We start from the raw sequence: 14,590 nt of genomic DNA, 5'->3' as shown, positions 1-14,590 counted from the left end.
GGGAACAAGGACGATACGGAGGAAACACCATGGCTGCTCCTTATGAGCACACGGACGACAGCGTCGTCGTCATCATCGGTTCGGGCGCCGGCGGCGGAACGCTGGGCAACGAACTGGCCCAGAAGGGCATCGACGTCGTCATTCTGGAGGCCGGGGCCCGGCACGAATACGAAGACTTCATCAACGACGAATGGGCGAGCTTTTCCCAGCTCGCCTGGACCGACAAGCGCATGACCTCGGGCGACTGGCGGGTTGCGACAGACTTCCCGAACCTGCCGGCATGGATCGTCAAGGCGGTGGGCGGTTCAACCACGCACTGGGCCGGCGCCTCGCTGCGCTTCCAGGAGCACGAGTTCAAGGCGCGGACCCATTACGGCGCGCTCGACGGCGCGAACCTGCTGGACTGGCCGATCACGCTTGCCGAGATGGAGCCCTATTACGCCCGGGCCGAGGACAAGATGGGCGTGACCCGGACCAACGACATTCCGGGCCTTCCCGGCAACAACAACTTCAAGATCATGAAGGCCGGCGCCGACAAGCTCGGCTACAAGGAATGCAATACCGGCCACATGGCGATCAACTCGCAACCCCGCGACGGCCGCAATTCGTGCCAGCAGACGGGCTTCTGCTTTCAGGGATGCAAGTGGGGCGCCAAGTGGTCGACGCTCTACACCGAAATCCCCAAGGGCGAGGCGACCGGTCACATGGAGGTCCGGCCCAATTCGCAGGTGCTCCGGATCGAGCACGACAAGACGGGCAAGGTCACCGGCGTCGTCTATGCCGACAAGGATGGCAATGAGCAGCGCCAGAAGGCGCGCATCGTGGCGGTGGCCGGCAATTCCATTGAGAGCCCGCGCCTGTTGCTGAATTCAGCCTCATCGATGTTCCCGAATGGCCTCGCCAACTCGTCGGGCCAGGTCGGGCGCAACTACATGCGGCACATGACCGGATCAGTCTACGCGGTCTTCGACAAGCCGGTTCACATGTATCGCGGCACCACCATGGCCGGCATCGTCCGCGACGAATCCCGTTTCGATCCCTCGCGCGGCTTCGTCGGCGGCTACGAGATGGAGACCCTGTCGCTTGGCCTGCCCTTCATGGCCGCCTTCCTCGATCCCGGCTCCTGGGGCCGCTCGTTTGCCAGCGCGCTGGAAGGCTACGAGAACATGGCCGGCATGTGGCTCGTCGGCGAGGACATGCCGCAGGAAACCAATGCCGTCACCCTGCATGGTACGGAGAAGGACGCCTTCGGCATGCCGGTGGCGAACGTCAACTTCTCCGATCACGCGAACGATCTCGCCATGCGCAACCACGCCTATGCGCAAGGATCGGCGCTCTATGACGCGGTGGGCGCGACGCGCACTTTCCCGACACCGCCCTATCCCTCGACGCACAATCTGGGCACCAACCGGATGAGCGAGAAGGCGCGGGACGGCGTGGTCAACAAACATGGCCAGAGCCATGACATCGCCAACCTGTTCGTCTCCGACGGCAGCCAGTTCACCACGGGTGCTTCGGAAAATCCGACGCTGACGATCGTCTCGCTGGCAATTCGTCAGGCGGAGTTCATTACCGGCGAAATGGCGGCGGGCAAGCTCTGAAGTCGGCCATGTCTCGATGGCGGCAGGTGGGGCGATCCCACCTGTTGCCGTTCCTCTACCGACGTCCGCCGGCGCTGCGTGCGACACGCGCCAGCGTGAGAAGGGTATCCGAAACGAGGGCCTGGGCCAGATGCGGCATGGTGCGGGACTTGAATGTCGCCTCGTTCAGAATCTCCAGCGCTCGGGCGACGCGCGGCGGCGTCCACAGCCGGATCTGCTGGGCGACCAGCGGCTGGCGCTTGAAATAGACCGCCGGGCGGGCCCGCTTGACGAGATCGTCCGGCGACGCTCCGGCCTCCATTTCGGCACGCGCCATCTGCAGCCACTGGAACCGCCTCAGCGCCTGCCCCGCGATGACGGACGCATCCAGCCCCGAAGCATCCAGCCGGTCGAGACCATGATCGAGAGTTGCCAGATCGCCGTTCGCCGCCGCATCGATCAACGCGTCGAGCGCGAAGGCCGAGGCATCGCCGACAATCGCTTCCACATCCTCGGCTTCCACCCGGCCCTTTCCGAGCGCATAGAGGCAGAGTTTGGAAATCTCGCCGCGCGAGGCGAGACGGTCCACCCCCAGAAGCGAATGCAACGCGGCGCGCGCTTCGCGCGTGATCGTCAGGTTCGCTTGCCTGGTTTCCTCGTCGATCAACCGGTCGAGGTCGCGCGTGGCATCCGCGTAGCAGGGTATGGCGACCGCGTTCCGCGCCCCTTCGATGACCTTTCGAAGCCCGATGCCCTTCTTCAGGTCCCCCGCCTCGATTATCACCAGGGCGTCGCCTCCAGCCGCCTTCAGCACGGGCTCGACCGACGGTGACAGGTTCTTCGCCCCGACATCGCGCACCCAGATGATACGCTTGCCGCCGAAGAGCGGAACGGTGAGATATTCGTCGACCAGACGCTGGGGATCGGACACCAGTTCCGACGCGTCCAGTTTCACCCGGCTGAAGGGATCATCGTTCCCCTTGGCGGAGATCTCGACGATAGCCTTGGCGCGTTCGTTGACGAGACCGGCATCGGGCCCGTAGACGAGCACAACCGCCATATCGGCTGATGGGTTTGCGAGAAAACGATCTATCTCGGCGGGTTTCAAGGCGACCATGGTGAGATCCTGAAAGCCTCGTCTGGCCATCGGCGCCGCGCACCGACGGAAAGAGAACCCGAAAGCCCGACAGACGTAGCCCCAGCCATCGCTGGCCTCAGGATTTCTGCTCGGCGAAATAGGCCGCGATGCGGGTATGGATATCGTCTGCGATCACCTTCGCCGCCCGGTCTTCCGCATCCCGCGCCGCACGCAGATTGGCGAAGCGCTGGTTGGAGAAGTCGTAGGAGGCGTTGGCGAAGGTGGAGCCGGTCAGCAGCGTCCTGCCCGTCGCGACTTCCGACAGGGCGAAGCTCGTGGTCATCTGCACCAGATAGGCCGCCGGCACGTCGGAGAGTTCCTCCACCGCGACAGACGACTTCGTGCTGTTGAGGATCATTCTCAGTCGGTAGCGCGCCGGCGCGGCCTCACCGCCGCGCTGGAACAGGAAGATGAGCTCATTGCGCAGCACCTGCTGGACGCGATCATCCGCCGGATCGATATCGATCGCCGCAAGCTCTTCCTGTGCGGGAGCGCTGCCGGTGCTGATCGTCCCGTAGAGCGGACGAACATTGCAGCCTGCCAGCACGAAGAGCGCGCAAACGAGGCCAAGGACGCGAAAGCGGCCGGTGAAATCAGACAACGACATTCACGATCCTCTGCGGGACGACGATGACCTTGCGCGGAGCCCGGCCTTCCAAAGACCGCTGCACTGCATCCAGCGCCAGCGCAGCAGCTTCGATGTCAGATTGCGACGCATCGCGTTCGATGGTCAACTCCGCCCGCTTCTTGCCGTTGACCTGAACCGGCAGGAGGATGGAATCCTCCACCAGCAGGTCGGCCTCCAGCGCCGGCCAGTCGGCTTCGGCCAGCAGATCCGTATGACCGAGTACCGACCAGCATTCCTCCGCCAGATGCGGCGTCATCGGCGCCATCATCTGAACCAGGTAGCGCGCGGATTCTCGGATTGCCCAAGCGACGTCGAGCGACGAAGGCGCCGCATTTACGGCCTTGGCAAGCGTGTTGACGAGTTCGTAGAGCTTGGCGACGGCACGGTTGAACCCGAGATGTTCGATATCGTGCTCGACGCCGGCCAGGGTCTTGTGCGTCGCGCGGCGGATCTCAATCGCCGCATCCGAGAAGCTGTCGGGCCGTGCGCCGTCCGCGGCAACCTGTTCGGCGACATCTCCGACAAGCCGCCAGACGCGCTGCACGAACCGGTGCGCGCCCTGCACGCCTTCCTCGGTCCAGATCACATCGCGCTCAGGGGGGCTGTCGGACAGCATGAACCAGCGCGCCGTATCGGCACCATATGCACCCAGGATGTCAGTGGGATCGACCGTGTTCTTCTTCGACTTCGACATCTTCTCGATGGAGCCGATCGTCACCGCCGCGCCGTCGGACAGACGGAAGGCACTGCGTTCGCCGCCCTCGCCCTCGATGCGGATCTCGGCCGGATTCAACCAGGCGCCATCCGGCGCGCGGTAGGTCTCGTGTGTGACCATGCCTTGCGTGAACATGCCCTTGAACGGCTCTTCGACATTCATGTGGCCCGTCACCTTCATCGCGCGAGCGAAGAAGCGCGAATAGAGCAGGTGCAGGATCGCGTGTTCGATACCGCCGATATACTGATCAACAGGCAGCCAGCCATCGGCGGCCGACTTGTCGGTGGGCGTTCCCGCATGCGGCGCGGTGAAGCGCACGAAGTACCAGGACGAATCGACGAACGTATCCATCGTGTCCGTTTCGCGCCGCGCCGGCTTGCCGCAATGCGGGCAGGCGACGTCGCGCCAGGTCGGATGGCGGTCGAGCGGGTTGCCCGGCTTGTCGAAGGTGACGTCGTCGGGAAGCTTCACCGGCAGGTCCTCGACCGGAACCGGCACCACGCCGCAGTCGTCGCAATGGATCACCGGGATCGGGCAGCCCCAGTAGCGCTGGCGCGAGATGCCCCAGTCGCGAAGCCGGTAGTTGACCTGGCGTTCGCCCTGCGGCGCACCGTCGATCTTGCGGGCTTCGAGCCGGCCGGCAACCTCGTTCTTCGCCGCCTCGATCTCCATCCCGTTCAGGAAGTCGGAATTGAAGATCGTGCCGTCACCCGTGTAGGCCTCCTCCATGATCCGGAAGCTTGCCGGATCGGCATCCCTGGGCAACACCACGGGCGTAACGGGCAGACCATACTTGTTGGCGAAGTCGAGATCGCGCTGGTCGTGCGCCGGGCAGGCAAAGATCGCGCCGGTGCCGTAATCCATCAAGATGAAATTGGCAACATAGACCGGCAGCAGGCGGTCGGGATCGAAGGGATGACGGACTTTCAGGCCCGTATCGATCCCCTTCTTTTCCGCCGTCTCGATCGCCGCGGCGGACGTACCGATACGATGACATTCCTCGACGAAGGCCGCGATCTCCGGATTGCTCTCGGCGAGTTTCGCGGTGATCGGATGATCCGCCGAAAGCCCCATGAAGCTCGCGCCGAACAGCGTGTCAGGCCGCGTGGTGAAGATCTCCAGCGTCTCGTCACCCGTAGGAGCGGGCGCAGTGAACTCAAAGCGCACCCGCAGGCCTTCCGACTTGCCGATCCAGTTCTTCTGCATCAGCCGGACCTTTTCCGGCCACTGGTCGAGCGTTTCCAGCGCGTCCAGAAGGTCGGGTGCGAATTCGGTTATCTTGAAGAACCACTGGGTCAGCTCGCGCTGCTCGACGGCCGCGCCGGAACGCCAGCCACGACCGTCGATCACCTGCTCGTTGGCGAGCACGGTCATATCGACCGGATCCCAGTTGACCTTCGACTTGCGGCGGTAGGCGAGCCCCGCCTTCAGCATGTCGAGGAAGAGGTGCTGCTGATGCGTGTAGTACTCGACATCGCAGGTCGCGAATTCACGGTTCCAGTCGAGCGACAGCCCCATGGACTTCAGCTGCGTACGCATGGTGGCGATGTTGTCGTAGGTCCAGCCCTTGGGGTGGACCTTGTTCTGCATGGCGGCGTTCTCTGCCGGCATGCCGAAGGCATCCCAGCCCATCGGATGCAGGACGTTGAAGCCCCTGGCGCGCTTGTAGCGGGCGACAACGTCACCCATGGCATAGTTGCGCACATGGCCCATGTGGATGCGCCCCGAAGGATACGGGAACATCTCAAGGACATAATATTTCGGTCGTGGATCGTCGTTGTCGGTCGCAAAGACCGCCTTCTCGTCCCAGACCTTCTGCCACCGGGCTTCCGCCTCGCGCGCGTTGTATCGCTCGCTCGCCATTGATATCGCCGTCTTCTTTTCCGCGGGAGTTCAGGAAATCGTACTTGGCGGGACAGTCACCAGAAATCGGCTCCGTGGTCAACCGAAAGCGGTGCGAGAATGTGATGACCCACCGTATGCGGGGTAGCATTTTTTGAGCCGCGGGTGCATTTCAAAATGACGCGTCTGGAAAGGAGTTCACCAATGGCAGAGACTGCGGCCGACCACCTTGCCTCCATACGGGACAGAATTGCCGCAGCCGAGCACGAGGCTGGTCGCGCGCAAGGCGACGTCACGCTGATAGCGGTTTCCAAGATGTTCGACGCGCCCGATATCCAGCCAGCCATAGACGCCGGGCAGCGGATCTTCGGCGAGAACCGGGTTCAGGAGGCGCAAGGCAAATGGCCTGCGCTGAAGGAAAAGCACGCCGATATCGAGCTTCACCTGATTGGCCCGCTGCAATCCAACAAGGCGCGCGATGCGGTGGCTTTGTTCGACGCCATCCACACCATCGACCGCGACAAGATCGCCCGCGCCGTAAAGGCGGAGATGGAAGCGCAAGGACGTGAGCTGAAGCTTTTCATCCAGATCAACACCGGTGACGAGCCGCAAAAGGCGGGCGTCGGCGCGCGCGAGGCGGATGCCTTCATCGCACGCTGCCGTCACGACTTCGGCCTGACGATCGCGGGACTGATGTGCATACCGCCCGTCGACGAGACACCTGCGCCGCATTTCGCCCTTCTGGAAAAGATCGCTCGCCGAAACGACCTTTCCTGCCTCTCCATGGGCATGTCCGGCGACTTCGAGACCGCAATCGACCATGGCGCCACGCATGTGCGTGTCGGCAGCGCGATCTTCGGCTCGCGCAGTTATCCGGCCTGATCCGCCTCAGCCAACCGATCCTTGAGGGGGCGGATGGCCTGGCGTGGCGGCAATGATCGGCGGCGTTTCGGCGCGGCCGAGAAGGTCGATCATCTTGTCCAGGTACCCCAACAGCGTCGGATCATCGAAAGGGCTGAGGTCGAACAGTCGCATGCTGCGGATCCCCTCCACCGTCAGAAAGGCGAAAACGGCGAGATCCGGACTCTCGCTCTCATCGGTGATATCGCGAACCAGCTGTTCGTTATGGAGCCGTACCGGATCGAGCAACTGCGGCTCTTCGGCTATCGCGGCAAGGAAGCCGGCGGGTGCGCTGCCTTTGCCCGCAAGCAGATCGCGCACCGCCATGACGTATGCGCGGATGCGGGCATTCGGCTGGCCGTCGCAGGCGGTCTTTATGCTGGACTGCGCGACGGCGGCCCCCAGCGTCTCGACATGACGGGTGACCATGGCCTGCAACAAGGCCGACTTGCTGGAGAAATTGTAAAGCAGCCCACCCTTCGAAAGCCCTGCCCTCTCCGCCACGGCATCAAGCGAAAGATGCCTTACGCCTTCCATGCAACACAGATCGATCGCCGCGTCGATAATGCGTTCGCGCGAGTTTGTACGCTTCCTCCCGTGCGGTATCTGTTGCCTGTTGGACACGCTTGACACCCCCCGTTATTTTTCCCGTCTTCCCAACGGTTTTGTGACGCCCTTCGTCCTTGACTTTACCGTCTGGACGGTAAATCTATCAAGCCACTTCGCACGGTGCCGAATATTTCGGGCTGCGGCGCGACGTGACCGTGCTCTTTTTTGACACGAGCAATTTGGTCGCGTGCTTCTTTCCTCTTTCAGGCGGTCGCGGAACCGCCGGGATGCGGTCGCATGAAACGCCTTCTTCTTTCACTTTTCTTTCTTGTTCTGGTTTGCGTGATCGCCGGCGGTCTCGTCTGGTTCAACATGTTCCGCGACAAGATGATCGGTGAGTTCTTCGCCAATCGCGGCCGCCCGACCGTCACCGTCTCCACAGCCGTGGTGAAGCCGGAGGACTGGCAGCCCGGCATCGAGGCCATCGGCACGGTGCTCGCCCGCCAGGGCGTCGACGTCGCGGTACGGTCATCCGGGATCGTCAAGGAGATCAGCTTCAAGGCCAACGACAAGGTGGAGGCGCACGGGCTGCTGGTTCAGCTCGACGACGAGCTGGAACAGGCCGACCTGATCGCCGCGCGGGCCAACGTGACGCGCGATACCCAGGCTCTGGAGCGCGCTTCCACGCTGAAGGACCGCGGCTTCAACTCGACCTCGACCCTCGACAACGCGAAGGCGGCACTCGACGCATCGCGCTCGCAGCTGGAAAAGGTCAAGGCGCAGATCGATCAGAAGAAGACCTACGCCCCGTTCGGCGGCACGATCGGCATCGTGCGTATCGATCTTGGCGAATACGTCTCCCCGGGCAAGGTGATTGCGACGCTTCAGGATCTGGAGAGGATGAAGGTCGACTTTTCCGTGCCCGAACAGGAGCTGGAGCGTCTTTCCATCGGTCAGCCCATACGCATCGGCCTGGCCGACAACGACCTCCTCCACCAGGGCAACATTGTCGGCATCGACCCCAAGATCGACCCCGCTTCCCGGCTGGTAAAGGTGCAGGCCGAGGTCGACAACGAGGATAATCAGCTTCGCCCCGGTCAGTTCGCCTTCGTGCGCATCGAGCTGCCGATGGAAAAGGGCATCATTGCCTTGCCGCAGACCTCCGTGGTCGAAAGTCTTTACGGGACCTACGTCTACGCGATCCGCAAGGACGAGAAGGACTCCGGGGAGTTGAGCGCGGACATGCTGGCCAAGGCCGAACAGGCGGCCAGGGACGGCAAGGAGGCTGACGGCCCGAAGCTCGTCGCCCGCCAACTCTTTGTGAAAACCGGCAGACGTTTTGGCGGGAATGTGGAGATCGTTTCCGGCGTTGAGCCTGGAGAAGTCATCGTCACGGCCGGCCAGAACAAGCTTTCCGTCGGTAGCCCGGTCCGGATCGACAATTCGATCGATCCCTCCCGGCCCTTCTCGACGAACATGCCCGGCGCGAAAAGCCAGGGGGAATAATCTTGAACTTCTCCGAGCTATTCATCCGCCGCCCGGTTCTCTCGACCGTCGTCGCCCTGCTGATCCTGCTCATCGGCGCGCAGGGCATCTTCAACATGACGATCCGACAGTACCCCAAGATCGACGAGACCGTGATCACGGTGACGACGTCATATCCGGGTGCCAATTCCGAACTGATCCAGGGCTTCATCACCACGCCGATCGCCAAGGCGGTCGCCTCCGCCGAAGGCGTGGACTACATCAGTTCGAACAGCTCTCTGGGCACGTCCACCGTGTCGGTGCACATGCGGCTCAACGCCGATCCGGACAAGTCGCTGACGGAGGTTGTCACCAAGGTGCAGCAAGTCCGCAGCGAATTGCCCACGGAAGCCGAGGACCCGGTCATCCAGAAGGGCACGGGACAGACTTTCGCGCTGATGTACCTCTCGGTGCTTTCCGAGCGCATGTCGCCGCAGGAGATCACCGAATATGTGACCCGGGTGATCCAGCCGCAGATGGCGACAGTGGACGGCGTGGCCGATGCGCAGGTGCTGGGCAACCAGACCTTCGCCATGAGGGTATGGATCGATCCTGTCCGGCTCGCCGCGCGCGGCGTTACCGCTGCGGAGGTTCTGCAGGCAATCCGGAACGCCAACTTCCTGTCCTCGCCGGGCAAGACCGAAAACGAATACGTCGCCTTCACCGTGGAAACGCAGACGACGCTGCAGACGCCTGAGGCCTTCGGTGCCCTGCCGCTCCGTTCCGACGGCGACGAAGTCGTGCGGCTGCGCGACGTGGCGACGGTCGAGCTCGGTTCGGAATCAACCGATGTGCGTGTGTCGTTCAACGGCAAGAGAGGCATCTTCATCGGCATCATGCCGACGCCTTCCGCCAACCCGCTCGACACCGCCAAAGCGGTGCGCGCCGAGCTGCCGAGGCTCGAGCGCAACCTCCCGGAAGGCATGTCGATGACGGTGGTCTACGATTCCACCAAGTTCATATCCGCCTCCATCTACGAGGTGTTCAAGACCATCGGCGAGGCGGTCGTCATCGTCGTGCTGGTGATCCTGCTGTTCCTCGGCTCCTTCCGCGCGATCCTCGTCCCTGTGGTGACGATCCCGCTGTCGCTGATCGGCGTGTGCTTTTTCCTGTGGGCGGTCGACTACTCGCTCAACACGCTGACCTTGCTGGCCATGGTGCTGGCCATCGGCCTCGTGGTGGACGACGCCATCGTGGTGGTGGAAAACATCCACCGCCACCTGGAAGAGGGCCTCAAACCGATGCAGGCGGCGATCGTCGGCATGAAGGAGATCTTCGGCCCCGTCGTCGCGATGACGATCACGCTCGCCGCGGTCTACGCCCCGCTTGGCTTCGTCCAGGGCGTGACCGGCGCGCTCTTCCGCGAATTCGCCTTCGCGCTCGCAGGCTCGGTGATCATCTCCGGCTTCGTCGCCGTGACGCTCTCGCCGATGATGGCTTCGCGGCTCCTGTCCATGCACGGCAGCCGCTTCCAGGACTTCGTCGACCGCACCTTTACCGGACTTGCCAACTGGTACGGCCGCAGGCTCCACGGCGCGCTGCGAATGAAGCCGCTGATCCTGCTGATCGTCTTTGTCCTGCTGGGAACCACGGGCTTCCTGATCGTCAATACGACGACGGAACTCGCCCCCGATGAGGATCAGGGAGCGCTCTTCGCGATCGTCAACGGACCGCAATATTCCACGGCCAACTACACGGAGATGTATACCAACCAGTTCTACGGGATGACCGACGACGTGCCGGGTGTTGAGGCACGCTTCCAGCTTGTCGGCGCCGACGGCGTCAACAGCGCCTTCGCCATCTGGGCCTTGAAGCCGTGGGGCGAACGCGAGGAGAGCCAGGCCGAGATCAAGGCGATGATCCAGCCGCGCATCGCCAAGTCCGCTGGCGTGCAGGCCTTCGTCTTCGCCCCACCCTCGCTGCCGGGCTCCGGCGGCGGGCTGCCGATCCAGATCGTCCTGCAGACCACCGGCAGCCCCGAACAGGTCTACGAGGCGGCCGAGGCGGTCAAGAACCGGGCGATGGCGTCTGGCAAGTTCATCATCGCCCAGAACTCGATGTCCTTCTCCAACCCGCATGCCCGCGTCACCATCGACCGCAACCGTGCGGCAGCGCTCGGCGTACCGATCTCCGCGATCGGCGAGACGCTGAACCTGCTCGTCTCCAACGCCCAGGTTTCCAAGTTCGACCGCGAGGGTCGCGCCTACAAGATCGTCCCGCAGGTGCTGGACCAGTATCGGGCAAACCCGGAGAATCTCGGCAAGTTCTATGTCCGCTCCGCCAACGGCGAGATGGTACCCCTGTCCGCAGTGATCGACGTGAAGACCAAGGCGGCGGCGGCGGCCATCGAGCAATTCAACCAGCTTAATTCCGCAACTATCTCCGCCCTGCCGCTGCCGACAGTGACAAGCGGCGACGGCCTGGCGGAACTGCAGAAGCTCGCCAACGAGGCGATGCGGGATGGCTTTTTCCTCGATTACGCCGGCCAGTCCCGGCTGGAGGTGAAGCAGGGCAACACCATCATCATCGCCTTCCTGATGGCGGTGATCGTGATCTACCTGGTGCTGGCCGCCCAGTTCGAAAGCTTCCGCGATCCGTTCATCATCATGATGTCGGTGCCGCTGTCGATCTTCGGCGCGATGGTCCCGCTCAACATGGGTCTCGGCACACTCAACATCTACACGGAGGTGGGTCTGATCACGCTGATCGGCCTGATCACCAAGCACGGCATCCTGATGGTGGCTTTCGCCAACGCCCAGCGAGAAGCGCACCGGATGACGAAGCTCGAGGCGATCATCGAGGCGGCCCGCGAACGTCTGCGGCCGATCCTGATGACCACCGGCGCGATGGTACTGGGCGTGGCACCGCTGGTCTTCTCCGAAGGCGCGGGCGCTGCGGCGCGTTATTCGATCGGCCTCGTCATCATGACCGGCATGGCCATCGGCACGATCTTCACCCTGTTCGTGGTGCCGATGTTCTACATGTATCTCGGCCACGCCGACCGGGCGCACGAAGATGACGGTGAGAACGAGAAAGCAGGGAACCACGAAGAGGCGACGCCCCGCCCCGCCTGACGCCGCTCACCCGCGTTGATACACAGAAGCCGGCCGCAGGATGCTGCGGCCGGCTTTGTATTTTGAACCGAAGTGCCCGCGATCAGAATTCCGCGTCGATATCCACCACATCGACGAGCTTGTGATTGACGAATTCCTTGAGACCCAGGCCGGTCAGTTCGCGGCCATAGCCCGAGCGCCGGATGCCACCGAAGGGAAGATCCGCCTTCACCATCGTAGGATGGTTGACGAAGACCATCCCGCTCGAAATGCGGTTGGCCACCTCCTCGCCGTGCCGGGTGTCGGCGGTGAAGACCGATCCGCCCAGTCCGAAAGGCGAATCATTGGCGATGCGCACCGCGTCGTCCTCGTCCTTTGCCTTGAAAACCATCGAGACGGGGCCGAAAAACTCCCAGTGCCGGGCCGGATTGTCCTCCGACATGTCTGTAAGGATGGTCGGTTGAACGAAGGCGCCGCGGTTCGGAACCTTCGGACCGACGGTCGTCGCCGTAGCCCCGAGATCCACCGCCTTGCGGATCATGTCCTTGACCTTGTCAGCCGCCGCCTGTGAGGAAAGGGGAGCAAGCGTCGTATCCGGGTCGGCAGGATCACCAGCCTTCAATGCAGCGACACCCTTGGTGTAGCTGTCGAGGAAGACGTCGTAGATTTCATCGGCGATGATGATCCGCTTCGACGAGCAGCAGACCTGACCTCCGTTCCAGTGACGACCGAAGACAGCCCAGTCGACGGTCTTTTTCAGATCGGCATCCTTCAGAACGACGAATGCATCGGCACCGCCGAGCTCGAGCGTTGACTTCTTGAGAGCCTTGCCCGCAATCGCCGCAACCGAGGAGCCGGCCTCTTCCGAGCCGGTCAGGGCAACGCCTTGAACGCGCGGATCGTTGAGGATCAGCTCGATCTGGGAACGGGTCGCATAGAGGTTGGTGAACCCGCCCTGCGGCAAGCCCGCCCGCCTCATCAGGCCTTCAAACGCAGCCGCGGACTGGGGCACATTCGATGCGTGCTTGAGCAGAACCGTATTGCCGGCCGACAATTGCGGCGCGAGGATCCGTGCGATCTGATAGTAGGGAAAATTCCAAGGCTCGACGGCAAGAAGCACGCCCAGCGGCTCGTGGACAATCTTTGCCTTTCCCTCTGCCGCGTTGAGCACCGGCAAATTCTGGGGTGCCAGGAGCGCTTCGGCGTTCTCGACATAGTATTCGAGAATCCGGGCAGACAGCTCGACCTCCGCCTTGGCCTCAGAGACGATCTTCCCCATCTCGAGAGTCAGGAGACCGGCGAGTTCGGTCTCTTCCGCGCGCAGCAGATCGGCCGCTTTCTGAAGGATCGCACCGCGCTCGGCGAAAGACGTCTGTTTCCAGGAAAGAAACGTTTCGTGCGCCTTCGCGATGGCCTTCTCGACTTCGCTATCTGTGGCATCCGGGAACGTCTTTACGAGCTCACCGGTGAAGGGATTTGTGGTTGCGTACGGCATGAGTGGTTTCCTTTAACGGCTGTCGCGTGTCGCCGCGATTCCATCGTGATTCGAACGCCAACACATGTGACGCTGCGAAAGGTTCCCGTTTTTGGAGTGCATTTTCTCCTGCGCGACCGCCCTGGAAATCGTCGCCCGGATCCGCGTGATGCCGTGAAGGGCAAGGATCGCGACAACAGGCCAACACGTACCCGCCGCAGCGGGTACGGCACGTTCAAAATACTTAAATTTATGGAGAAAAATTGGAGCGGGCGATGAGATTCGAACTCACGACCCCAACCTTGGCAAGGTTGTGCTCTACCCCTGAGCTACGCCCGCATCCTTGGCGGCCGGCGAGTTCCGCCGGCGAGGTGGGGCACTATATGGACTAAGCGATCGGGGATTGCAACAGGGGAATTTATCGAAAATTCCGGATGTGGATCACCTCTGGATAAGCCGACTTTCCTGCCGCACCGAAAGCCTGCCGTCGCGCGCGCCTAGAGCCCGAGCAAACGGCTACTTATCCCCTTGTTCGGCCGCCACCCGGCGCGCTAGAAGCATGCGAGCGAACCGCTGCGCAACCGTGAGCCCTGCGCACCTGTCATATCCCGGACGCGAATCTCCGGACCCACTCGAGGAGCCCGTTATGCCCGCGACCCGCGAAGACCTGATGGCGCGCCTCGAGCAACTCGCAATTCAGACGGAAACGATCGAGCACGAGCGCGTCTTCACCGTAGCGGAGAGTTCCAAGATTGATCGAGAGATCGAGGGGGGCCATACCAAGAACCTCTTTCTCAAGGACAAGAAGGGTCGACTCTTTCTCGTTGTGGTGCTCGCCGACGCCACAATCGACCTCAGGCAGATCCACAAGCTGATCGGCGCGCAGGGACGTGTTTCCTTCGGCAACGCGGAGCTTCTGGAGGAGGTGCTGGGAGTGACGCCCGGCTCGGTCACGCCATTTGCGCTCATCAACGATACCGGTCACCGCGTCACACCGGTGCTCGATGCGCAGATGATGACCCATGACCGCTTGAACTACCATCCGCTTTCCAACGATGCGACCACGTCGATCGGGCGCGAGGACCTTCTTGCTTTTGTGCGCGCCTGCGGCCACGAACCGCAAATCATCGCCGTCAGCGGGGAAGCTCGGGAAGCGGCTGAACGTTTGTAATTCAACCTTCCTTGCC

Annotated in this window: 10 protein-coding genes and 1 tRNA gene; 5 read left to right on the top strand and 6 right to left on the bottom strand. The window is 62.6% G+C overall.

Annotated features, from left to right (window positions below; genetic code table 11):
• Positions 1 to 29: 29 nt before the first annotated feature.
• Positions 30 to 1,601, top strand: coding sequence for a GMC family oxidoreductase (locus C8N35_RS07125; protein WP_107988827.1), 1,572 nt, complete (start codon positions 30 to 32; stop codon positions 1,599 to 1,601).
• Between the two features lie 55 nt (positions 1,602 to 1,656).
• Here C8N35_RS07125 and holA read toward each other — a convergent pair whose 3' ends face one another.
• The 3 genes from holA to leuS form a co-directional block, all read right to left on the bottom strand.
• Positions 1,657 to 2,697 carry a DNA polymerase III subunit delta gene (holA, locus tag C8N35_RS07120; RefSeq protein ID WP_107988826.1) on the bottom strand — a complete coding sequence of 347 codons (1,041 nt, stop codon included), beginning with the start codon at positions 2,695 to 2,697 and terminating at the stop codon, positions 1,657 to 1,659.
• 97 nt (positions 2,698 to 2,794) lie between these two features.
• Positions 2,795 to 3,325 (bottom strand): LPS assembly lipoprotein LptE, encoded by a 531-nt coding sequence (gene lptE / locus C8N35_RS07115; protein WP_107988825.1) that lies wholly within the window; start codon positions 3,323 to 3,325, stop codon positions 2,795 to 2,797.
• Positions 3,312 to 5,924 carry a leucine--tRNA ligase gene (gene leuS, locus C8N35_RS07110; protein ID WP_107988824.1) on the bottom strand — a complete coding sequence of 871 codons (2,613 nt, stop codon included), beginning with the start codon at positions 5,922 to 5,924 and terminating at the stop codon, positions 3,312 to 3,314. Before leuS ends, lptE begins: the two co-directional genes overlap by 14 nt.
• 183 nt (positions 5,925 to 6,107) lie before the next feature.
• On the opposite strand from leuS, the gene C8N35_RS07105 reads away from it, so the two are divergent.
• A complete protein-coding gene (locus C8N35_RS07105; protein ID WP_107988823.1) occupies positions 6,108 to 6,785 on the top strand; it encodes a YggS family pyridoxal phosphate-dependent enzyme in 678 nt (225 codons plus the stop codon).
• A 6-nt stretch (positions 6,786 to 6,791) separates the two neighbouring features.
• On the opposite strand, the gene C8N35_RS07100 is transcribed toward C8N35_RS07105, so the two are convergent.
• Positions 6,792 to 7,427, bottom strand: a complete 636-nt coding sequence (locus C8N35_RS07100) for a TetR/AcrR family transcriptional regulator (protein WP_281261766.1) — start codon at positions 7,425 to 7,427, stop codon at positions 6,792 to 6,794.
• Positions 7,428 to 7,649: 222 nt separating this feature from the next.
• Between C8N35_RS07100 and C8N35_RS07095 the strand changes: the two genes are divergently transcribed.
• Both C8N35_RS07095 and C8N35_RS07090 read left to right on the top strand, forming a co-directional pair.
• Complete coding sequence (locus C8N35_RS07095) at positions 7,650 to 8,858, top strand: efflux RND transporter periplasmic adaptor subunit (protein ID WP_107988821.1); 1,209 nt, start codon at positions 7,650 to 7,652, stop codon at positions 8,856 to 8,858.
• Between the two features lie 2 nt (positions 8,859 to 8,860).
• Positions 8,861 to 11,950 carry an efflux RND transporter permease subunit gene (locus C8N35_RS07090; RefSeq protein ID WP_107988820.1) on the top strand — a complete coding sequence of 1,030 codons (3,090 nt, stop codon included), beginning with the start codon at positions 8,861 to 8,863 and terminating at the stop codon, positions 11,948 to 11,950.
• Positions 11,951 to 12,032: 82 nt separating this feature from the next.
• On the opposite strand, the gene C8N35_RS07085 is transcribed toward C8N35_RS07090, so the two are convergent.
• Together C8N35_RS07085 and C8N35_RS07080 are read right to left on the bottom strand one after the other, a co-directional pair.
• The gene (locus C8N35_RS07085) at positions 12,033 to 13,424 is read right to left on the bottom strand and encodes an NAD-dependent succinate-semialdehyde dehydrogenase (protein WP_107988819.1); all 1,392 of its coding nucleotides are present in this window, start codon (positions 13,422 to 13,424) and stop codon (positions 12,033 to 12,035) included.
• Between the two features lie 243 nt (positions 13,425 to 13,667).
• Positions 13,668 to 13,742 (bottom strand) — tRNA-Gly (locus tag C8N35_RS07080).
• Positions 13,743 to 14,049: 307 nt separating this feature from the next.
• Here C8N35_RS07080 and C8N35_RS07075 point away from each other — a divergent pair.
• Positions 14,050 to 14,574, top strand: a complete 525-nt coding sequence (locus C8N35_RS07075) for a prolyl-tRNA synthetase associated domain-containing protein (protein ID WP_107988818.1) — start codon at positions 14,050 to 14,052, stop codon at positions 14,572 to 14,574.
• Positions 14,575 to 14,590: the final 16 nt, after the last annotated feature.

This window comes from Breoghania corrubedonensis (assembly GCF_003053845.1).
Lineage (GTDB): Bacteria > Pseudomonadota > Alphaproteobacteria > Rhizobiales > Stappiaceae > Breoghania > Breoghania corrubedonensis.
This window is presented reverse-complemented; position numbering and strand designations above follow the sequence as displayed.